Consider the following 20,305-nt stretch of genomic DNA (forward strand, 5'->3'; position numbering starts at 1 on the left):
CCACGAGGAATGCACGCCGGGCGTCCGGTAGCATCGAGGGGACAGTGCCATCCGGTGCAATACGTTGGTTGGAGGATCTCCCTATGGCCGTAGTCGATGTCATGCTGCCCTACTACGGGGACGTCGAGCAGATGAAGGCGGCTGCCCGTAGCGTGATGGCCCAGCACTTCCAGGACTGGCGCCTCAGGGTTTTCGACGACGGCTACCCGAGCCCAGAGCCGGAGCAGTTCTTCGCCGGCATCGACGATCCCCGTGTGTCGTACCAGAAGAACGAGCAGAACCTGGGTGCGAACGGGAACTACCGCAAGGCCCTCGCGCAGGCCGAGGCCCCCTTCGTCGTCATCATGGGCGCTGACGACATCATGCTGCCAAACTACCTCGACGTCGTCGTCCGGTCCTTCGAGGCCCGCCCCCAGGCCGTCATCGTCCAGCCCGGCGTCCAGGTGATCGACGAGAACGGCGCGGCAGTGACTCCTCTCGTCGACCGCGTGAAGAAGGCCTGCGCTCCCCGCTCGTCCGCCCCGGTCGTCCTCTCCCACGAGGCCATGGCCGCGAGCCTCCTGCGGGCCAACTGGACCTACTTCCCGTCCCTCGCGTGGCGCACGGAGACTGTGCAGCAGATCGGCTTCACCGAGGGCCTCGACGTCGTTCAGGATCTCGCGATGCTCCTCGATGTCGCCGACCGCGGCGGCGAGCTCGTCGTCGACCCCGAGCTCGCGTTCCTCTACAGGCGCCACTCAGCGTCGGACTCCTCGGTCCGTGCCCTCGACGGCCGCCGTTTCGAGGAGGAGCGCCGCTTCTTCGAGACCCAGGCGAACCGCTTCCGGGCTCGCGGCTGGGAGAAGGCGGCGCGCGCCGCGAGCACTCACCTCATGAGCCGGCTCAACGCCGGCTCCCTCGTGGTCAAGGCGATCACGTCCGGCCAGGGCGCCTCGGTGCAGAAGCTCCTCAAGCACGTCGTGGGCTGACCCCTGCGGGGGCCCGAAGCGAAGGGGCAGGCCGGTCCGACCGGCCTGCCCCTTCGCGTTCGCGAGTCCGCTAGGCGCTGCGGCGGCGCAGCGCCACGACGAACGCCTTCGCGAGCATCCAGCGGGACTTGAGGATCGCCGGGAAGCCGCGGAACGTCTTCGGCGTCGTGTTGTTCGCGTGCAGGCGGCGGCTGAGCGTCTCGCGCTCGAGGTGTGCCATGCCTCCGCGGACGTTGGCGAGCATCGCGAGCCACTGGTCGTGCGTCTCGAAGAGGAAGGACGGGAACGGCAGGCTCGCCTCGACGAACGAGCGGCGGAAGGCCATCGAGCATCCGTAGTACGGGATGATGCCGATCCACAGCTGCAGCAGGTTCCGGACGGTGTGGCCGCCTGTGCCCTCCTTGAGGCGGAGCTGCTCGATCCTGCGCGGGGTGCCCTCGAAGTAGCTGAAGTTCGAGGCGACGGCCTCGGCGCCGCCGAGCGCCGCGACGAGCGCGTCCACGCGGCCGGGCAGCCACAGGTCGTCCTGGTCCGAGAGCATGACGACGTCCCCTCGGCTGAGGCGCAGCGCCTTCTCGAAGTTGCGGACGTATCCGAGGTTCGACTCATTGAAGTGGGCCTTCACGCGCGGGTCCTCGAGGGACGCGAGCCATTCGCGCGTGCCGTCGGTTGAGCCGTCGTCGACGATGACAACCTCGTCGCCCTCCGAGAGCTGGGCGAGGATGGATTCCAGCTGCTCCTGGATGTGCTGGGCGCCGTTGTAGGCGGCCATGCAGACGGAGACGGCCGGGCGTGCGGGCATGGGGAATCCTCCGGCGGTTGGCGGGTGGCGGCCCCCACAGCATACCAACCGCGGCGGGACACGCCGGACGATTGAACGGTGCCCGCGGCCTCCCGATAGCCTGAGGGCATGAGGATCATGGTTACGGGCGGCGCGGGCTACATCGGCTCGCACACCGTCCTGCAGCTGCTCGAGAACGGGCATGACGTGGCGGTCTACGACAACCTGAGGAACTCGAGTCCCGTCTCGATCGAGCGCGTGCAGGAGCTCGCGGGCCGCACCGTGGAGACCTGCTGGGCGGACCTGTTGGACGTCGACGCCCTCGAGGGATTCATCGCAGACTTCCGGCCTGACGCCGTCATCCACTTCGCCGGCCTCAAGGCCGTCGGGGAATCGGCGGAGATCCCGCACGAGTACTACGTCAACAATGTCGTGGGCACGCTCAACCTGCTCGGCGCCATGAAGAAGCACGGCGTGGCCCCCCTCGTCTTCAGCTCCTCCGCGACCGTCTATGACCCGGAGAACCCGCTCCCGCTGCTCGAGGACATGCGCCGCGGCGCGACGAACCCGTACGGGCGGACCAAGCAGCAGGTCGAGGAGATCCTCGAGGACATCGGCGCCTCGGATCCGTCGTGGCGCATCGCGATCCTGCGCTATTTCAACCCCGTGGGCGCGCACGAGTCCGGCGCCATCGGCGAGGACCCGGTCGGCACGCCCAACAACCTGCTGCCATTCGTTGCCCAGGTCGCCGTCGGGCTCCGCCCGATGGTCCGCGTCTTCGGCGACGACTACGACACCCCGGACGGGACCGGCGTGCGGGACTACATCCACGTCGTCGACCTCGCGGCGGGCCACCTCGCAGCGCTGAGCTACCTCGAGGCGAATGACGGCGTCTTCACGTGGAACCTCGGCACCGGCCAGGGCACGTCGGTGCTCGAGGTGATCAAGGCCTTCGAGAACGCCTCCGGCCGCCCGGTTCCCTACGAGATCGTCGGACGCCGGCCCGGGGACGTCGCGGTGAGCCTCGCCGACCCGTCCAAGGCGCTCCGGGAGCTCGGCTGGAAGGCCGAGCGCTCCTTCGACGTCATGTGCGCCGACCACTGGCGGTGGCAGGCGTCCAACCCGGAGGGTTACCCGCCGGCGGGCTGAGCTCCGCAGGGCGGAAAGGCAGGGGAGGCTCCCGCAGGGATTCTGCGGGAGCCTCCGTTTGTCTCCGCTCTGGCTAGGTGCTGCCTGCCTACGCGTCCCGCCCGGTCTCGGCCGAGACCGGCGGGGCGGGCGGAGCCACGCGCGCTCGCCCATCCCCGAGCCAAGGACGCGGCGCCTCGTCGAGGGCGATGCGCCTGGCAAGCCGCGTGACGGACGATTCCGACTGGCGGAACCGCTGGTATGTCGTCGACATGAAGATGAAGAAGGAGATGATGAGGGCGTAGAGCACGAGGTCCGTGCCACGGCCGATCCCGAGGAATTGCGCGACACGGGTCAGGATCTCCGGGATGAAGATCGAGACGGCCGCGGCCAGGGCGAAGACCACGAGCATGAGCCGGCGGATGGCCAGGTGCCTCGCGTTCGACCCGCCCCGCATGAGGGCCAGCGAGACGAGGATCACCGCGACGACGAGGACGAGCTGGACGATGAAGATCACGTCAGGGGTCTCCTACTTGAAGAACAGATCGGCGATGATGTTCACCGAGTTGAGCAGGGACTGGCCCTTGGCCTTGGAGTAGTCGGTGTAGATGATGTGCACCGGGTGCTCGGCATAGCGTGCGTTGAGCGACGCGAGCTGGTGGACGAGCTCGGACGCGTGGGCCATGCGGTTCTGGGTCAGGTTGATCCTGCTCGCGAGGTCGCGTCCGAGGACCCGAAGGCCGTTGTGGGCGTCCGTGAGGTCGAGCCCGGTCGAGAGCTTCATCTGCACGGCGGCGGTCTTGAGCACAAGCCGCTTGAGCGCCGTGAGCTCGGTCCGGCTGTCGAGGAAGCGGGAGCCGAGGACCACATCGAGGGATTCGGCCCGCAGCCGGTCCACCATCGCGGCGGCATCCTCGACGCGGTGCTGCCCGTCGGCGTCGAACGTTACGATCGAATCCGTCTCCGGATCCTGCAGCGCATATTCGATGCCCGTCTGGAGGGCAGCTCCCTGACCGAGGTTCACGGGGTGCTCGACGACGACGGCACCGGCCTTGCGCGCGACCGCGACGGAGCCGTCACGGCTCCCGTCGTCGACGCAGACGACGTTCGGAAAGGTCCCGAGAAGTCCCTCGACGACCCGTCCGACGACGGTCGCCTCGTTGTACATCGGGATGACAACCCAAGTCTTAGTCACCGGAACATTCTCTCATAGGCATAGTGGCGGACACCGTCAGAGGGGTGGGGCGCGGGGGTCACCGATGGCCCGCCGGGACGGTCGCCATGGGCCCGAGCCGCTCGTCCTGACCGGCTGCCCTGAACCCGGTCGAGCGCAGCTTGTCCAGCGCCAGAGTGCTCGTGAGCGGCCGTGGCGCTGCCTCCGGCTTGTCCGCGAAGTACTCTGCGGTCGACACCGACGAGACGTCGCCGGCGGGCCGGCCCGCGTGCTCGTAGACCGTGCGGGCGACGTCGGCCCACGAGCGGGGATCGCCGTCGTTCGTGAGGTTGTACGTGCCATACGGCGCCCCGGAATCAAGGAGGTGCCGGATGCCAGCGGCAATGTCCTCGGTGAAGGAGAGCCGGCCGACCTGGTCGTCGACGACCGCGGGCTTGACGCCCCTGGCCGCGAGGTTCGCCATGGTGCGCACGAAGTTGTTCCCGTCGCCGATCACCCACGAGGTCCGCACGATGTAGTGCTGCGGGACCACGGAGACGACGGCGTCGCCGGCCGCCTTGGTCTGGCCGTAGACCCCGAGCGGGCACACGGCGTCGTCTTCGGTGTAGGGGGAGTCCTTCGTCCCGTCGAACACGTAGTCGCTCGAGACGTGCACGAGGGTGAGCCGGTGCTCGACGGCGATGCGCGCCAAGGCTGCCACGGCGGTGACGTTGGCGGCCCACGCGTCGCGGCGGCCCTCCGGGGTCTCGGCCCTGTCGACGGCGGTGTACGCGGCGGCGTTGATGATCGCCCCGTACTGGCTCCAGTTCCGCGAGCCGTACGCGGCCGGGTCGGCGAGGTCGAACTCGGCGCGGGTCGCGAACTCGACGGGGGCGCCGTCGGGGTCCGCCTCGTACGCCGCCCGGAGCGCGCGGCCGAGCTGTCCGTTCGCGCCGAGGAGAAGCGTCTTCTTCGGCCGCATGGGGGTGACGTCCGCCAGGCGCGGGTGCATGCGGTCCTTGTCGGAGAGCTCGGCCCGCCCGAGGGGGATCGGCCACGGGATCGAGACCGTCTCGTCGGCGAGGTTGAGGAACGTGTACTGGCCCTGGGCGTCCGCCGACCAGTGGTCGTTCACGAGGTACGTGTAGGCGGTGCCGTCCTCGAGCGTCTGGAACGCGTTGCCCACGCCGCGGGGGATGAAGATGGCCTTCGACGGGTCGAGCTCGGCCGTGAAGACCGCGCCGAAGCTCGGGCCCTCGCGCAGGTCGACCCACGCCCCGAAGATCCGGCCCGTCGCGACGGAGACGTACTTGTCCCACGGCTCGGCGTGGATGCCGCGCGTCGTGCCGGCCGTCTCGTTGAAGGAGATGTTGTTCTGCACCGGCCCGAAGTCGGGCAGGCCGAGCGCGAGCATCTTCTCGCGCTGCCAGTTCTCCTTGAACCAGCCGCGGTTGTCGCCGTGGACGGGGAGGTCGTAGAGGACGACGCCGGGGATGGGCGTCTCGGTCGCTGCGAGGAGCTTCGAAAACTCGATGCTCACTGGCCGAGCTCCTTGTACTTCGCCTCCGTGGCGGCCTTCTGCGGGCGCCACCAGGCCTCGTTCTCGCGGTACCACTGGATCGTCGCGGCGAGGCCGGCCTCGAAGTCCGAGTACTCGGGCTTCCAGCCGAGCTCGGTGCGCAGCTTCGTCGAGTCGATCGCGTAGCGCAGGTCATGGCCCGCGCGGTCCACGACGTGGTCGTAGGCGTCGGCGGCCTGGCCCATCTCGGTGAGGATGAGTTCGACGACGTCCTTGTTGTTCTTCTCGCCGTCGGCGCCGATGAGGTAGGTCTCGCCGATCGCGCCCTTCTCGAGGATCGTCAGGACCGCGGAGGAGTGGTCGTTGGCGTGGATCCAGTCGCGCACGTTCTCGCCCTTGCCGTAGAGCTTGGGGCGGACGCCGTCGATCACGTTGGTGATCTGGCGCGGGATGAACTTCTCGACGTGCTGGTACGGGCCGTAGTTGTTCGAGCAGTTGCTGATCGTCGCCTGCAGACCGAACGAGCGGACCCAGGCGCGCACGAGCAGGTCGGAGCCGGCCTTCGTCGAGGAGTAGGGGCTCGAGGGGTTGTACGGCGTCTGCTCGGTGAAGCGCTCGGGGTCGTCGAGCTCGAGGTCGCCGTAGACCTCGTCCGTCGAGATGTGGTGGAAGCGCTTCCCCTGCTTCCGCGCGGCCTCGATGAGCGTGTACGTGCCGATGATGTTCGTGTCGAGGAACGGGCGCGGGTCGTGCAGCGAGTTGTCGTTGTGGCTCTCGGCCGCGTAGTGGACGACGGCGTCGGCCTCCGCCACGAGCGGCTCGACCGTGGCGGGGTCCGCGATGTCGCCCTGGACGAAGGCGAAGCGGTCGGCCGGCAGGCCCTCGAGCGAGGCGCGGTTCCCGGCGTAGGTCAACTTGTCCAGTACCGTCACGTGGTAGTCGGTGTTGTCCAGCGCGTAGTGGACGAAGTTGGAACCGATGAACCCGGCTCCGCCGGTCACGAGGAGTCGTTGCATGATTCCACAGCCTAGCCGATAGGCTTGCTGAGGTGCCGGATGAAAGGCTAACTCGTTGACGATCGGGTCTGGGTCTTCTGCTGTGCCCCGTCCTGAGGCGGGGAGCGCCCCGGGGGCCGGTGGGCTGCGGGGGTCGCTCTGACGTCCCCGCGGGACCGCGTCCGTGCCCAGCTCGCGGTCGTCGGCGCGAGCCTGCTGGCCGCCGTCGGCATCGCGGCCCTCGCCCTCCTGCGGCTGCCCGCACGCACCGTCGAGACCGTTTGGGCCGAGGACGGCGCCATCTTCCTCCGCCAGGCCCTCTCGTCGCCGTTCCTGGCGGGCATCTTCGACCCGTACGACGGATACCTCCATGTCGTGCCCCGGGCCATCGCGCACGTGGCCCTGCGACTGGGCCCTCTCGACGACTACGCGGTGCGCGTCGCCTGGATCTCGTGCCTCTGCGTGGGGATCATCTCGGTGGCGGTCTATCACCTGAGCTCGTCGCTCATTCCGTCGAGGGTGACGCGGATCCTTCTCGCCGCGATCCCCGCGCTCCTGCCCGCCGCTCCCTTTGAAGTCCTCGGCAACACCGCGAACCTTCACTGGTACATGCTGTGGCTGGCCCCCTGGCTCCTGCTTCGTCGTCCGCACGGCTGGCCTGCGGCCGTTGGGCTGGCCGTGGCCGCTTTCGTCGCAGCGACGACTGAGATCCAGACGGCTGCCTTCCTCCCGGTCGCCGTCTGGGCCGCCGTGCGGGACCGCCGGCGCATCGCAGCGGGGATTGGCCTCACGGCCGGGGTCTCCCTGCAGTTCGCGACATTCGTCATCTTCCCGCGCACGACGTCGCCGGATGTCGTGCCGTGGGACCCCTGGAGCGTGGTCATAGGCTGGCTCCTCCAGGGCGGCATGTCACTCGTCCAGCCGTCCTCGGTTGCCGTCGGAGCAATCTGGAACTTCTTCGGCGGGTGGGTGCTCGTGGTTCCGGCGCTGGTCGTCGTGACGGTTCTGGCCGTGGCCTGGCGAGCGGGCCGGGAATACCGCTGGGGCGCGCTCGGCTGTGTCGTCGCCTCGGGCGTCTTCTGGGCCGCCGCACAGATCCTGAACAACAGGGCTTTCCTGAACTTTTCGCTCCTGACCTCCGAGGAGTGGTCCCGCTTCGGCTACGTGCGCTACGCAGTGGTTCCGGGGATGTTCCTCCTCGGTGCTGCGGCATTCGCGGCAGGCGGCGCGGCGCCGGGCCGGCCGTCCTCGGAGGATGCCGTGGGTACCCGAGCACTCCGCTCTGCGGCGGTCACCGGGGCCGCGGCTGTTGTCATGCTCGCGCATTATTTCCCCACCTACAGCGCGAGGTCCGATGGGCCCGTCTGGTCCTCCCAGATCGCCGTCGCGAGGGCTCTTTGCGAGGCGGAACCCGGCCGCGAATTCGCGAGCGCACTGGTGGCTCCGGCAGGATGGGATCTCGAGGAAGTCCCCCTTCCCTGTTTCCGTCTCTGACGGACAAGAAGCTATTAGGAGCGTGACCATGCGTGGAATCATCCTGGCGGGCGGAACCGGCTCGCGCCTGCACCCGATTACCCTCGGGGTGAGCAAGCAGCTGGTTCCGGTCTATGACAAGCCGATGATCTACTACCCCCTGTCGACCCTCATCCTGGCCGGCATCCGGGACATCCTCATCATCACGACGCCCCACGACGCCGAACAGTTCCAGCGGCTCCTTGGCGACGGCTCGCGCTTCGGCATCAGCCTCACCTACGTCCAGCAGCCCTCGCCGGACGGCCTGGCCCAGGCGTTCATCCTCGGCGAGGAGCATGTGGGCAGCGACACCGTCGCGCTGGTCCTCGGCGACAACATCTTCTACGGGCAGGGGATGGGCACCCAGCTCCGAAAGCACCAGGACATCGACGGCGCCGCCGTGTTCGGGTACTGGGTCAAGGACCCGTCTGCCTATGGCGTCGTCGAGTTCGACGCCGCCGGCCGCGCCATCTCGCTCGAGGAGAAGCCAGCCAAGCCGAAGAGCCACTACGCCGTGCCCGGTCTGTACTTCTACGACAACGACGTCGTGGAGATCGCCAAGTCGCTCAAGCCGTCGGCACGGGGGGAACTCGAGATCACGGACGTGAACCGCACGTACCTCGAGGCCGGCACCCTTCAGGTCGAGGTGCTGCCCAGGGGCACGGCGTGGCTCGACACGGGGACGTTCTCCGACCTGAACGACGCCTCGAACTTCATCCGAACGGTCGAGAACCGCCAGGGCCTCAAGATCGGCGCCCCGGAGGAGATCGCCTGGCGGCAGGGCTTCCTCAGCGACGACGAGCTGCGCGAACGCGCCGAGCCGCTGGTCAAGAGCGGATACGGACAGTACCTGCTCGAACTCCTCACCTGAGCAGCCTCACCGCCTACGACACACCCCCGTTGCTCGTCCAGGTGAGGATGCCCCCCTGGAACGCCTGGGAGCACGAAGTCTGCGTGCTGTTGCAGGTGTGGCCCGAGATTGGATAGCCGTAGCGACCGCCCTCGGCTCCGGAGGCGAGCCACGCGGTCCGGATCGGTCCATTCGGGGAGAGCTGGGCTCCGGTGGACGGTGACCAGACAATCGCGCCCTTCTGGAAGTTCTGGTACGCGCCGCCGTTGATGAGCCCCGTCACGACACCGGACGTAGGATAGGCGAGCGGGCCGTTCTCGGCGCCCGAGGTGAGCCACGCGGTGCGGATCGGGCCGCTCGGCGAGACGAACGTGCCGGCTGGCGAGGACACGATGGCGCCGCCCTGGAAGTTCTGATAACAGCCGCTCTCCCGGAGCCCGCATACGACGCCCGAGGTGGGATAGCCCAGGGGGCCCCTCTCTGCGCCGGACGTGAGCCATGCGGCGCGGATCGGGCCGGTGGGCGAGATGAATGTTCCGGCCGTCGAGGAGATGACGGCCCCGTTCTGGAAGTTCTGGTAGGAGCCGCCGTTGGCCAGGCCGGTGACGACGCCGCTGGTCGGGTAGCCCAGGGGGCCCCTCTCTGCGCCGGAGGTGAGCCATGCGGTGCGGATCGGGCCGGTGGGCGAGATGAATGTTCCGGCCGTCGAGGAGATGACGGCCCCGTTCTGGAAGTTCTGGTAGGAGCCGCCGTTGGCCAGGCCGGTGACGACGCCGCTGGTCGGGTAGGCGAGGATGCCCGTCTCGAACCCGGACGCCTTCCACGCGTCCCGGATCGGGCCGTTCGGGGAAGCCTGGGCGCCGGACGCCGGGGACCAGATGATGGCTCCGTTCTGGAAGTTCTGGTAGGAGCCGCCGTTGACGAGCCCTGTGACGACGCCGCTGGTCGGGTAGGCGAGGATGCCCGTCTCGAACCCGGACGCCTTCCACGCGTCGCGGATGGGACCGTTGGGCGAGGTCTGGGCGCCCGTCGCCGGCGACCAGATGATGGCCCCGCGCTGGAAGTTCTGGTACGAGCCGCCGTTGACGAGCCCTGTGACGACGCCGCTGGTCGGGTAGGCGAGGACGCCCGTCTCGAACCCGGACGCCTTCCACGCGTCGCGGATGGGACCGTTGGGCGAGATCTGGGCTCCGGACGCCGGGGACCAGACGATGGCGCCCCGCTGGAAGTTCTGGTAGCAGCCGCCGTCCTTGAGGCCGCACACTTGAGTGCTCACCGGGTACCGGAGTGGACCACCCTCGAAGCCGGAGGCCTTGTAGGCATCGCGCAGCGGCCCGGCGAAGCTCGGATGGCCACCCGTGGCTGGGGACCAGAGGACGGCCCCGCGCTCGAAGTTCTGGTAGCACCCGCCGTCGATCAGTCCGCAGGTGATGCCGCCCATCGGGCCACCGAGTGCTGAGGAGTTGTCGGCGGCGACCCTGCCGATCGACCAGCTGGGGTTCCGCTCGCCGTACGTTGCGAACCGCTGGAGGCTGCTGTAGTCGCCGTTCCACGTGTTCGAGTCGCCGGCGAAGGGCCCCGTCGAGCTGTACTGCCACATGCTGAAGGTGTCCCAGCCGGCGGGCAGCGTGCCCGGGCCCGACTCGTTGTACGCGGCGATCCACAGGGGGTTCGCGCCGAAGGCTCCCGAGTTGCCGGTACACCGCGTCCACCAGTCGGTGGTCGTGTAGATGACCGGGTTGCGCCCGGTCAGGTTCAGCACCGTGTTGCTGAATTCCGCGATCCATGCCGTCATCCGGCTGCCCGCCATGCCGTAGCACGTGTCCCCCATGTAGACCCCGCTGATGGTCCTGCCAGCGTAGGGGTTGTACTCGATGTCGAGCACGGGCGGCAGGGTCACGCCGTCGGGCGACCACCCACCCCCGTTGGCGACGAAATAGTGCGCCTGATCCGCCGCGGAGGACCAATTCGGAATCGCAAAGTGGTAGGCGCCGCGAATCATCCCCACACGGCGCGAATTGTCGTACTGCTGGCCGAATGCCTGATTCGTGTAGTAATTGCCTTCGCTTGCTTTGACGTAGGCGAACCGGGCCCCCATATTCCATTGGGCCCGCCAGTCGACGGCGTCGGCGTACTGGTTGCTCCCCGCCGGCGACTCGATGGCCTGCCACGCGCTCACGTCGAGCCCGGCGATACCCCACCCGGGTTGCCACGAGCCGAAGAGGGGGACGTGCACAGCCTTCCCGCGGGCGGGTCCGAAGGCCTGGCTCACGATCGCCTTCGGGTTCGCTTGGCCCATCTTCGCGCCGCGGCCGACGGCGAGCCGCATCGCCTCGTTGAGTGCGGCGTCGTCGCCGGGCTCGGCGGGCAGGTTCACGGGCGCGGCGGGCGCCGCGGACGGGGCAATCGGTGCAGGCGACGCCGGAGACGAGATACCGCCGTCCCCCGCGCCAGGACCGGGAGAGACGGCGGTGAGAAGCGGAGCCGAAAGGGCCAAGAGGGCGGACGCCGCGATCCACGCGATGGGATTCCTCGTGCCGTCCGTGCGGCGTCGGATGTGATTCAGCAGCGTCATAAAGGGCTCCGCAACGAAGGTCTGGCCGGGCTCGAAAAGAGTAACAGTTGACTACTCCTGTTCCCAGAGTGCACAGAGTTGAAAACAACATCCAGAGTTGTCATCGTGGCGTCCGAGGAAGAGTCTGGAGGCCATTGCCCGTAGGCTGTGTCTATGCCACAGACTGCACGAATCACGAAGGCCGTCATTCCCGCCGCAGGCCTCGGCACCCGTTTTCTGCCCGCCACGAAGGCCATGCCGAAGGAAATGCTCCCGGTCGTGGACGAGCCAGCCATCCAATATGTTGTCGCTGAAGCCGCCAAAGCCGGCCTCGACAATGTCCTCATGATCACGGGCCGCAGCAAGCGGGCCCTCGAGGACCATTTCGACCGGGTCCCCCACCTCGAGGCCGTCCTCGAGGCGAAGGGCGACGAGCGCCGCCTCGCGGCGGTGCAGGAGTCCAACAACCTCGGCGACATCCACTACGTCCGCCAGAGCGATCCCCAGGGGCTCGGCCATGCCGTCCTCTGCGCCAAGCGGCATGTCGGCAACGAGCCGTTCGCCGTCCTCCTCGGCGACGACCTCATCGACGCGCGGGATGAGCTCCTCAGCGAGATGATCCGCGTGCAGCAGGCAGTCGGGGGATCCGTCATCGCGCTCATGGAGGTCGACCCCGCGCAGGTCTCCGCCTACGGCTGCGCCGACGTCGAGGCCGTCGAGGGCGAGGATTTCGTCCGCGTCCGCGGCCTCGTCGAGAAGCCCGCGCCGGAGGATGCGCCGTCGAACCTCGCCGTGATCGGCCGCTACGTGCTGCATCCCGCCGTCTTCGACGTCCTCGAGCGGACGGCCCCGGGCCGCGGCGGGGAGATCCAGCTCACGGACGCCCTCGAGACCCTCGCGGGCGCTGAGGGGGAGGGAAGCGGGGTCCACGCCGTCGTCTTCCGCGGTCGCCGCTACGACACCGGTGACAAGGTCAGCTATCTCAAGGCGGTCGTCTCGCTCGCCGTGGAGCGCGAGGACCTCGGCGACGAGCTCCGCCCCTGGCTCAAGGAGTTCGCCGCCGGGCTGTAGGGGCTGTCGGCGGGGTCGCGCCGCGTCCGGGGGAGACTCGTGACGGAGTTATCCACAGCATGACCCCCGCGGCCGCACGGCTTTACTGAATCCGTTAGTCTTTCCAGTGCTGCCGGGCGAAGGCCCGGGCACCGGGGCGATTCGGGGGAAAGCTGTGGAGGCAGTGCGCATTGTCGAGGGGGAGGTCCGCGAGCTCATCAGGCTTCGCGGCCTCGACCCGCTGAGGCAGTCGGCGGAGGTCAGGCGCCTCGTGGAGGCCGCTGTCGTCGACTACGACGAGCGCGCGCTCCTCGGCGCGGTCCCGCCCCTCGGCGCCCTCGAGGCCGCGCGCAGGAGCGTCTTCGACGCGGTGGCCGGTTTCGGGCCGCTCCAGCCCTTCCTCGACGATCCGACGATCGAGGAGATCTGGCTCAACGCGCCGCACGAGGTCTTCGTGGCGCGCAACGGCGAGTCCGAGCTCACGGGGGTGACCCTGACGGAGCAGCAGGTGCGCGACCTCGTGGAGCGCATGCTCAAGTCGTCGGGCCGCCGGCTCGACCTCTCGAGCCCCTTCGTCGACGCCGCCCTCCCGGACGGCTCTCGCCTGCACGTCGTCATCCCCGATGTCACGCGCCGCCACTGGGCCGTGAATATCCGCAAGTTCGTCGTCAAGGCCAGCAGGCTCGAGCACCTCGTCGAGCTCGGCTCCCTGTCGCCGCAGGCCGCCCGCTTCCTCGCCGGGGCCGTCGCCGGCGGGCTCAACATTCTCGTCTCCGGCGCCACGCAGGCAGGCAAGACGACGATGCTCAACTGCCTGGGCGCGTCGATCGGCTCGCGGGAGCGCGTCGTGACGGTCGAGGAGATCTTCGAGCTCCAGTTGCCGCTGCGCGACGTCGTCGGCCTCCAGTGCCGCCAGCCCAACCTCGAGGGCACGGGCGAGATCCCGCTCCGCCGCCTCGTCAAGGAGGCGCTGCGCATGCGGCCGGACCGGCTCGTGGTCGGTGAGGTCCGAGAGGCCGAGAGCCTCGACATGCTCATCGCCCTCAACAGCGGCCTCCCCGGCATGTGCACGATCCACGCGAACTCGGCACAGGATGCGATCACGAAGCTCTGCACCCTGCCGCTGTTGGCGGGGGCGAACATCTCCTCGGCCTTCGTCGTGCCGACCGTCGCCGCCTGCATCGACCTCGTCGTGCACTGCACGCGCCAACCCAACGGCCGCCGGCAGGTCAGCGAGATCCTCGCCCTCGGCCAGCGCGTGGAGAACGGCGTCATCGAGACCTCGACAGTGTTCGCCCTCGAGCCCGACGGCGTGCTGCGACCCGGCGCGACTGGCCTGCCCGCTGTCGAGAAGTTCGCACGGGCCGGGATCGACGTGGCCCTCCTCCTCGAGGCCGCCTGATGGCCGCGGCTCTGGGCCTGGCCGGAGGGATCGGGCTGTTCCTCGTCTGGTGGTCCTTCTGGCCACTGCCCGCGCGGCGCCCGCCAGCGAAGCGCCCCGGCCGCCTGCATACGCTCATCCAGCAGGCGGGCATCCAGCGCGTCACGCCCGCGGGGCTCGTCGCCTCGAGCCTCGCACTCGGTCTGTTCATCGCGCTGCTCTTCTACGTCGTCACCGCCGCCGCCCCGGTCGGGCTGTGCTTCGGGCTGTTCGCGTCCGCGCTCCCCGTGACCCTCGTCCGCTGGCAGGCGGCGCGCCGGGCCGCCGTCCTCCGCGAGCTCTGGCCCGACGTCGTCGACCACCTCCGCTCGGCCATCCGCGCCGGGCTGTCGCTGCCAGAGGCGCTCATGCAGCTCGGCTACAAGGGTCCCGAGCCGCTGCGCGGGGTCTTCCTCGACTTCGCGGCCGACTATCGCTCGGGCGGGAGTTTCGGCGTCGCCCTCGACCGGCTCAAGGAGCGGCTCGCGGACCCCGTCGGGGACCGCATCGTCGAGGCCCTCCGGCTGACCCGGGACGTCGGCGGCACGGACCTCGGCCGGCTCCTCGGCACGCTCGCCGACTTCCTGCGGGAGAGCGCACGCACGCGACGGGAGCTCGAGGCGCGCCAGTCCTGGACTGTCAACGCGGCACGCCTCGCCGTCGCGGCGCCGTGGATCGTGCTCCTGCTCATGTCCACGCGGCCCGAGGCGATGGCAGCCTACGCGAGCCCGACCGGGCTCGCCGTCCTCGTCGTGGGGCTCGTCGTCTCCGTCTTCTGCTACCGCCTCATGCTGCGCATCGGCGCGCTGCCCCAGGAAGAGCGGGTCCTGCGGTGACCGGCACCACGGCGCTCGCGGTCCTCGCGGGGACGGTGCTCGGCGTCGGGCTCTGGATAACTTTCGTCCGCCTGCCGGCCATGCGCCGGATGACGTTCACCGAGCGGGTGGCGCCGCAGCTGCGCTCCGCGGACCGCCGCTCCCGGCTCCTGCGCGATGAGCCGGCCAGCCTCACCCCGTTCGGCCCCCTGGAGCAGGTCCTCCGCCCGCTCCTGCTCGACGCCGTCGGCTCGCTGTCCCGGCTCAACCTCGGCAACGCCGCGCTCGCCCGGCGGCTGGCCCAGGCTGGGTCGGCCAGGTCCCCGGTGGACTTCAGGGCCGAGCAGCTGCTCTGGGCCGGTGCCGCTTTTGTCGTGGCGACGGTCGGGGCCGTCCTCACCGCCCTGTCCGGGAGGGTCAACGCGGTCTTCGCGGTCCTCATGGTCGTCGCGGCGACGGCCGCGGGCTTCATGGCGCGCGAGTACGTCCTGGGCTCGGCCATCGCGAAGCGCCAGCAGCGCATCCTGCGCGAGTTTCCGTCGATCGCTGACATGATGGCCCTCGCCGTCGGGGCGGGGGAGACGGCCGCGGGTGCCCTGGACCGTACGGCCAAGGCCTCGACCGGCGAGCTCGCGCGGGAATTCGGGACCGTGCTCGCCCACACCCGCTCGGGAACGCCGCTCGTCGAGGCCCTGCACGGCATGGCGGACCGCATCGACCTCGCGCCCATCACCCGCTTCGTCGACGGCCTCGTCGTCGCGATCGAGCGTGGGACGCCGCTCGGTGACGTGCTGCGCGCCCAGGCGCAGGACGTCCGGGACGTCGCCAAGCGCGAGCTCATGGAGGCCGCCGGCAAGAAGGAGATCGGCATGATGGTCCCGCTCGTCTTCGGCGTGCTCCCGCTCACCGTCGTCTTTGCCGTGTATCCGGGTGTCGCCGCCGTGACCCTGGGATTCTGACCGACCACTGCACGAGAGAACCACCCACTGGGGGAAGGGGAACCATGAATACGATCATCAGGGCAGGCATCCTGCTCGCGATGCTCCCTGCCCTGCTCACGGACCGCGCGCCGCGGGCCGGGGCGGGGGAGAACGAACGCGGCGACGTCCCCGGCTGGGTCATGATCACGCTCATGTCGGCCGTTCTGGTCATGGGCCTCCTCGCGCTTGCGGGCCCCGCGCTCGAGGGCCTGTTCCAGCAGGCGATCAACAAGGTCAGCAAGTAGAGGCGTGGGGGCCCACCGCAGCCCCGGCGCCCGCCCGCCGGAGCGCGGCTCCGCCGTCGCGGACTTCGTCATGGTCGGCGGACTCATGGCCGTCCTCGCGCTCGCGGTCATCCAGCTCACGCTCGTGCTGCACGTGCGCAACGTCCTCGTTGACGCGGCGGCCTCGGGGGCGCGGTACGGCTCGCTCGCGGACAGGACTCCCCAGGACGCGCAGCAGCGGGCGCGCGAGCTCATTGCGGGCGCCGTCGGCGCTGACTACGCGGGCGACGTCCGCGTCGGCGAAGCCGAGGTCGCCGGTGTCCGCAGCCTCGAGGTCCGCGTCGTCGCCCCGATCCCCGTCGTCGGGCTCATCGGGCCCTCGGGAGCCATGGAGGTCGCAGGGCATGCGCCGCTCCCATGACCGGCTCCGGGCGCAGGTCTCCCGCCTGGCCGCGGCCCGCCGCAGCGCCGGATGCGCGACGGCGGGGGAGGAGGGGAGCGCCGTGGTCGAGTTCGTGGCCCTCGGGCTCCTGGTGCTCGTCCCCGTCGTCTACTTCGTCCTGACCGTCGGCTCGCTCCAGGGCGCCTCCTTCGCCGCCGTGGGCGCCGCAGACCATGCGGCCAAGTCCTTCGCGCAGGCCGCCGACGAGGAAGCGGCGCACTCCGCCGCGGAGGCGTCGGTGCGCGTGGCCATGGCCGACTTCGGCATCGTGGAGCACAGCGCCCGCCTCGAGCTCGCCTGCGACCGCGACCCGTGCCTCCAGGCCGGGGCCGCCGTTTCGGCCCGGGTCCACGTCGAGGTGCCGCTTCCGCTGATCCCCTCCGGCCAAGGGTTCGGGCTCACCGTCGGCCGCGTGGACGCATCGGCGACCCAGTTCGTCGGGAGGTTCAGGTGAGGCATGGCCACGTCGTCGCTGCCGCCGTCGTCCGCCGCCTGCGCGGGTGCGCGCGAGGCGACGAGTCCGGCCAGATCCTCGTCCTCACCGTCGGGTTCGCCGTGCTGTGCCTGCTCGTGGCGACGACGGTCATGGGTGTCTCGGCGGTCCACATCGAGCACAAGAAGCTCCTCTCCGCCGCCGACGGCGCGGCGGCCGCTGCCGCCGACAGCTTCACCCTCGCGGACACCGCGTCGGGGGAGGCGCCGCCAGCCGCCCTGCTGTCCGAGGACCGCGTTCGGGGCGTCGTGGCGACCTATCTGGAGCGCGCCGGCGCCGGGGCGCGCTTCGAGCGGCTCGCCGTCGCCTCGGCGACGGGCACTCCCGATGGCCGCACGGCGACGGTCAGCCTCACCGCGTTCGCGCGGGTCCCCCTCGTGAGCATCGTGCTCCCAGACGGCGTCCCGATCCAGGCCACGGCCAGCGCGCGGGCCCGGCTGGTGCGCTGAGCGAGGCCGGCGACGGCCGCGCACGCATGGCGTAATCTTGAATGGATATGGCTGAGATCGACTTCCCCACAGAAATCCGCGCGCTCCGCGGCACCCACGCGTCCATCGAGCAGGTGACGGATGTCGAGTCTCTGCGAGCTGAAATAGCCGAGCTCAGCGAGGCGGCCGGCGCCCCGGACCTGTGGGACGACCCGTCGTCGGCACAGCAGGTGACGTCGCGCCTCTCGCACCGGCAGTCCGAGCTCGAGCGGGTCGAGAAGCTCGGCGAGCGCATCGACGACCTGGAGGTGCTCGTCGAGCTCGCCCAGGACGAGAGCGACGCCGATTCCCTCGCCGAGGCCGCCAAGGAGCTCGAGTCGATCCGCAGGGCCCTCGAGGACCTCGAGGTCGTGACGCTCCTCAACGGCGACTACGACGAGCGCGAGGCCGTCGTGACGATCCGCGCGGGCGCAGGCGGCGTGGACGCCGCCGACTTCGCGGAGATGCTCATGCGCATGTACCTGCGCTGGGCCGAGCGCCACGGCTACGCGACCAAGGTCATGGACACCTCCTACGCGGAGGAGGCCGGGCTCAAGTCGGCGACCTTCGAGGTCAACGCGCCCTACGCCTTCGGCACGCTGTCGGTCGAGGCCGGCACGCACCGCCTCGTCCGGATCAGCCCGTTCGACAACCAGGGCCGTCGGCAGACGTCGTTCGCCGCCGTCGAGGTCATCCCGCTCATCGAGCAGACGGACCACATCGACATCCCCGACAACGAGATCCGCGTGGACGTGTTCCGCTCCTCGGGCCCGGGCGGCCAGTCGGTCAACACGACGGACTCCGCCGTGCGCCTGACGCACCTCCCGACCGGCATCGTCGTCTCGATGCAGAACGAGAAGTCCCAGCTGCAGAACCGCGCAGCCGCGATGCGCGTTCTCCAGTCCCGCCTGCTCCTGCTCAAGAAGGAGCAGGAGGACGCCGAGAAGAAGGCGCTCGCAGGCGACGTCAAGGCCTCGTGGGGCGACCAGATGCGCTCCTACGTCCTCAACCCGTACCAGATGGTCAAGGACCTGCGCACGGAGCACGAGGTGGGCAACACGTCCGCGGTGCTCGACGGCGACATCGACGACTTCATCGACGCCGGCATCCGCTGGCGCGCGGGGCAGCGCCAGGGCGCCGCCAGCTGAACCCCAGGCGCGGCTGAGGCCCGCGGACTCCCCCCAGCTGCCTCAGCCCGCGAGCCGCAGCCCGTTCAGCGCTGGCCCGAGTTCCCGGGCCGGGCCGAGGGACCCAGCGGCGAGCGGTGCGTAGAACGAGGTGCCGTCCGTGCGCACGGCCACGATCCCCGTCTTGCCGGCCTCGAAGCCGGTGACGACGCGCCAGGTCGAGACCGAGCCCCAGCCTGTGGCCAGAGTCCGCGGAGCCTCGGCGAGCAGGGCCAGCTGACCCCCGGAGCGGCGGAACGTGAGGACCCCGCCGTCGAGCAGGAGGGCATCCTGGAGGCCGTCTCCGTCGGCGTCCGCCATCGCGAGCCGCGCCGTCGCCGCCGTCGTGCCGACGGCGGCCCGGGCAGCGAGGTCGCCGAGCCCGCGGTTGGGGTAGAGGAAGAGGCCGCCGGCCGCGTCCCGTGCGAGGATCTGCGGCAGCCGGTTCGTGGCGCACCACTCGCCGACCGCGAGGCCGTAGGGGCTCCAGCCCGAGGCGCCAAGCGTGGCCTGGGGCCCGAAGCCGCCGGCTGGCCGCCCGGGCAGGAGCGTGATCCGCCCGTCGGTCCATTGCACGAGAAGGTCGAAGACGCCGTCGCGGTCCCAGTCGGGCGTGAACACGCGGGAGGCGCCCGCGAGGCCCGAGGCGATGGCGGTGGGCGCGCCCAGCGCCCCGGTGCCGGCCGAGGGCCGGTTCCAGACCGTCCCTCCGGCATCGAGCGCGACGACGTCGCCCGCCGAGCGGATCGAGGCCTGCCTCAGGTCGAGGGTCGGGGGCATGTGGCGCACGCTCGGGTCGCACAGTGTGACAGGCTGGGGGAGCGAGCCCGTGATGGGCCCGGTCCCGGGCGGTGCCGGCGGGGGCGTGGGCATGCTCGTCCCCGGCGAGCTCGTCGTGCCCGCCGGGAGCCGGGAGTAGCCGAAGAGGTTGACGACTCCCCACATGGCGTACCGGGTCGGCGTCGTCTGCCACGTGCCGTCGGTGAACGTGACCCCGGCGCCCATGACGTTCAGGCGCGGATCCGTGAGGATCGCGTTGTGCGCGGGGGAGGTCTTCCACCAGGCCACCATCTCCGCCGCGCTGCGGTCCCAGCGGACCGCGATGACCTCACCGGCCCCACGGTCGGGCGAGAGAGCCCGGGGGTCCGTCCAGAACGAGGGCCGGTGCTCGATGACCTCCCGCGAGGCGATGTAGTCCGACCACTCCTGGGCCATGCCGGCGACGGTCGCGTGGTACTGGACTCTGCCGAGGCCGAGGGAGGCCCGGTAGCTGTTGATCGCGTCGAAGACGGCGCGGATCTGGGCGGAGTTGTCGTCCCGCACGAGGTGGTCGGCCGAGACCTGCAGCAGCGGCTGCACCGAGGTCACGCTCGGGGCCACGCCCAGGTCCGTGATGTGGACGGGCTCCGGTTCCGGGAGGGGCGGCGGGCCCGCCGGCGCCTGGTCCGTCTCGGCGAGGGGCGTGGTCCGCTCCGGTTCGCCGAGGACGACGTCGAGCGGCCGGGACTGCGGTGCCTCGGCCGGCGCGGGGGCCGGCTCAGCGGGTGTGCTGGCCGCCGAGGGGGCGGGCCGGGGGACAGTGCCTCCCGGCACCGAGAGGGCTGTGAGCAGTGCGAGGCAGAGCGCGGCAGTCTTCTTCAAGGTCCCCCCTCTCCCCAGGCATCTCCCCACGAAGCCTCTGGACAGGCTAGGCCCTCAGGCGGTGCCATCCAAGGGGACGCCACACGATCCGTCCCACGTCGCTGACCGGCGCCGAATGCCGACACGCCGCAGTCGGTGGCGCCTTGC

General features: G+C 70.2%; 20 protein-coding genes. 13 read left to right on the forward strand and 7 right to left on the reverse strand.

The window, feature by feature from the left end:
* Positions 1-83: 83 nt before the first annotated feature.
* Positions 84-968, forward strand: a complete 885-nt coding sequence (locus BV907_RS12675) for a glycosyltransferase family 2 protein (protein ID WP_077490074.1) — start codon at positions 84-86, stop codon at positions 966-968.
* A 70-nt stretch (positions 969-1,038) separates the two neighbouring features.
* Here BV907_RS12675 and BV907_RS12680 read toward each other — a convergent pair whose 3' ends face one another.
* A complete protein-coding gene (locus BV907_RS12680) occupies positions 1,039-1,770 on the reverse strand; it encodes a glycosyltransferase (protein ID WP_077490075.1) in 732 nt (243 codons plus the stop codon).
* A gap of 108 nt (positions 1,771-1,878) precedes the next feature.
* Here BV907_RS12680 and galE point away from each other — a divergent pair, with 108 nt between their 5' ends.
* Positions 1,879-2,898 (forward strand): UDP-glucose 4-epimerase GalE, encoded by a 1,020-nt coding sequence (gene galE, locus BV907_RS12685; RefSeq protein WP_077490076.1) that lies wholly within the window; start codon positions 1,879-1,881, stop codon positions 2,896-2,898.
* Between the two features lie 88 nt (positions 2,899-2,986).
* Here the strand turns inward: galE and BV907_RS12690 are convergent, their stop codons facing one another.
* Genes BV907_RS12690 through rfbB form a run of 4 tightly spaced genes read right to left on the reverse strand, consistent with a single transcriptional unit; the run spans position 2,987 to position 6,565 of the window.
* On the reverse strand, positions 2,987-3,394 hold the full coding sequence (locus tag BV907_RS12690; protein WP_077490077.1) for a DUF2304 domain-containing protein: 408 nt from the start codon (positions 3,392-3,394) through the stop codon (positions 2,987-2,989).
* A gap of 12 nt (positions 3,395-3,406) precedes the next feature.
* Entirely contained in the window at positions 3,407-4,072 is a 666-nt protein-coding gene (locus BV907_RS12695) for a glycosyltransferase family 2 protein (protein WP_245827949.1), read from the reverse strand.
* A 58-nt stretch (positions 4,073-4,130) separates the two neighbouring features.
* Positions 4,131-5,570: a sugar nucleotide-binding protein gene (locus BV907_RS12700; RefSeq protein WP_077490079.1), complete on the reverse strand. Its 1,440-nt coding sequence runs from the start codon at positions 5,568-5,570 to the stop codon at positions 4,131-4,133.
* On the reverse strand, positions 5,567-6,565 hold the full coding sequence (rfbB, locus tag BV907_RS12705; protein WP_077490080.1) for a dTDP-glucose 4,6-dehydratase: 999 nt from the start codon (positions 6,563-6,565) through the stop codon (positions 5,567-5,569). The genes BV907_RS12700 and rfbB overlap by 4 nt, the downstream gene beginning before the upstream one ends.
* A gap of 354 nt (positions 6,566-6,919) precedes the next feature.
* Here rfbB and BV907_RS12710 point away from each other — a divergent pair, with 354 nt between their 5' ends.
* Positions 6,920-8,038 carry a hypothetical protein gene (locus BV907_RS12710; protein ID WP_077490081.1) on the forward strand — a complete coding sequence of 373 codons (1,119 nt, stop codon included), beginning with the start codon at positions 6,920-6,922 and terminating at the stop codon, positions 8,036-8,038.
* Positions 8,039-8,066: 28 nt separating this feature from the next.
* Positions 8,067-8,927: a glucose-1-phosphate thymidylyltransferase RfbA gene (gene rfbA / locus BV907_RS12715; protein ID WP_077490082.1), complete on the forward strand. Its 861-nt coding sequence runs from the start codon at positions 8,067-8,069 to the stop codon at positions 8,925-8,927.
* 13 nt (positions 8,928-8,940) lie between these two features.
* Here rfbA and BV907_RS12720 read toward each other — a convergent pair whose 3' ends face one another.
* A complete protein-coding gene (locus BV907_RS12720; protein ID WP_077490083.1) occupies positions 8,941-11,481 on the reverse strand; it encodes a GH25 family lysozyme in 2,541 nt (846 codons plus the stop codon).
* 153 nt (positions 11,482-11,634) lie between these two features.
* On the opposite strand from BV907_RS12720, the gene galU reads away from it, so the two are divergent.
* The 9 genes from galU (at position 11,635) to prfB (ending at position 18,499) form a co-directional block, all read left to right on the forward strand.
* Positions 11,635-12,531, forward strand: coding sequence for a UTP--glucose-1-phosphate uridylyltransferase GalU (gene galU, locus BV907_RS12725; protein WP_175637456.1), 897 nt, complete (start codon positions 11,635-11,637; stop codon positions 12,529-12,531).
* 154 nt (positions 12,532-12,685) lie between these two features.
* Positions 12,686-13,912, forward strand: coding sequence for a TadA family conjugal transfer-associated ATPase (locus BV907_RS12730; protein ID WP_077490085.1), 1,227 nt, complete (start codon positions 12,686-12,688; stop codon positions 13,910-13,912).
* Complete coding sequence (locus tag BV907_RS12735) at positions 13,912-14,766, forward strand: type II secretion system F family protein (RefSeq protein ID WP_077490086.1); 855 nt, start codon at positions 13,912-13,914, stop codon at positions 14,764-14,766. Before BV907_RS12730 ends, BV907_RS12735 begins: the two co-directional genes overlap by 1 nt.
* On the forward strand, positions 14,763-15,704 hold the full coding sequence (locus tag BV907_RS12740) for a type II secretion system F family protein (protein ID WP_077490087.1): 942 nt from the start codon (positions 14,763-14,765) through the stop codon (positions 15,702-15,704). The genes BV907_RS12735 and BV907_RS12740 overlap by 4 nt, the downstream gene beginning before the upstream one ends.
* A 44-nt stretch (positions 15,705-15,748) precedes the next feature.
* A complete protein-coding gene (locus BV907_RS12745) occupies positions 15,749-15,970 on the forward strand; it encodes a hypothetical protein (RefSeq protein WP_077490088.1) in 222 nt (73 codons plus the stop codon).
* A 4-nt stretch (positions 15,971-15,974) separates the two neighbouring features.
* Positions 15,975-16,370 (forward strand): TadE/TadG family type IV pilus assembly protein, encoded by a 396-nt coding sequence (locus tag BV907_RS12750; RefSeq protein ID WP_077490089.1) that lies wholly within the window; start codon positions 15,975-15,977, stop codon positions 16,368-16,370.
* The gene (locus BV907_RS12755; protein WP_245827950.1) at positions 16,354-16,845 is read left to right on the forward strand and encodes a hypothetical protein; all 492 of its coding nucleotides are present in this window, start codon (positions 16,354-16,356) and stop codon (positions 16,843-16,845) included. The genes BV907_RS12750 and BV907_RS12755 overlap by 17 nt, the downstream gene beginning before the upstream one ends.
* Complete coding sequence (locus BV907_RS12760; RefSeq protein ID WP_245827951.1) at positions 16,842-17,333, forward strand: pilus assembly protein TadG-related protein; 492 nt, start codon at positions 16,842-16,844, stop codon at positions 17,331-17,333. The genes BV907_RS12755 and BV907_RS12760 overlap by 4 nt, the downstream gene beginning before the upstream one ends.
* Positions 17,334-17,380: 47 nt before the next feature.
* Positions 17,381-18,499: a peptide chain release factor 2 gene (prfB, locus tag BV907_RS12765; protein ID WP_077490090.1), complete on the forward strand. Its 1,119-nt coding sequence runs from the start codon at positions 17,381-17,383 to the stop codon at positions 18,497-18,499.
* Positions 18,500-18,541: 42 nt separating this feature from the next.
* Here prfB and BV907_RS12770 read toward each other — a convergent pair whose 3' ends face one another.
* The gene (locus BV907_RS12770) at positions 18,542-20,158 is read right to left on the reverse strand and encodes a CAP domain-containing protein (RefSeq protein ID WP_077490091.1); all 1,617 of its coding nucleotides are present in this window, start codon (positions 20,156-20,158) and stop codon (positions 18,542-18,544) included.
* Between the last annotated feature and the right edge of the window lie 147 nt (positions 20,159-20,305).

The organism is Sinomonas mesophila (assembly GCF_001999765.1).
Taxonomy (GTDB): Bacteria; Actinomycetota; Actinomycetes; order Actinomycetales; family Micrococcaceae; genus Sinomonas; species Sinomonas mesophila.

What these genes read in the sequence shown, in the direction of transcription:
- BV907_RS12675 (WP_077490074.1), top strand. Translation starts at nt 84, where the DNA reads ATGGCCGTAGTCGATGTCATGCTGCCCTACTACGGGGACGTCGAGCAG.
- BV907_RS12680 (WP_077490075.1), bottom strand. Translation starts at nt 1,770, where the DNA reads ATGCCCGCACGCCCGGCCGTCTCCGTCTGCATGGCCGCCTACAACGGC.
- galE (WP_077490076.1), top strand. Translation starts at nt 1,879, where the DNA reads ATGAGGATCATGGTTACGGGCGGCGCGGGCTACATCGGCTCGCACACC.
- rfbB (WP_077490080.1), bottom strand. Translation starts at nt 6,565, where the DNA reads ATGCAACGACTCCTCGTGACCGGCGGAGCCGGGTTCATCGGTTCCAAC.
- rfbA (WP_077490082.1), top strand. Translation starts at nt 8,067, where the DNA reads ATGCGTGGAATCATCCTGGCGGGCGGAACCGGCTCGCGCCTGCACCCG.
- BV907_RS12720 (WP_077490083.1), bottom strand. Translation starts at nt 11,481, where the DNA reads ATGACGCTGCTGAATCACATCCGACGCCGCACGGACGGCACGAGGAAT.
- galU (WP_175637456.1), top strand. Translation starts at nt 11,635, where the DNA reads ATGCCACAGACTGCACGAATCACGAAGGCCGTCATTCCCGCCGCAGGC.
- BV907_RS12735 (WP_077490086.1), top strand. Translation starts at nt 13,912, where the DNA reads ATGGCCGCGGCTCTGGGCCTGGCCGGAGGGATCGGGCTGTTCCTCGTC.
- BV907_RS12745 (WP_077490088.1), top strand. Translation starts at nt 15,749, where the DNA reads ATGAATACGATCATCAGGGCAGGCATCCTGCTCGCGATGCTCCCTGCC.
- BV907_RS12755 (WP_245827950.1), top strand. Translation starts at nt 16,354, where the DNA reads ATGCGCCGCTCCCATGACCGGCTCCGGGCGCAGGTCTCCCGCCTGGCC.
- prfB (WP_077490090.1), top strand. Translation starts at nt 17,381, where the DNA reads ATGGCTGAGATCGACTTCCCCACAGAAATCCGCGCGCTCCGCGGCACC.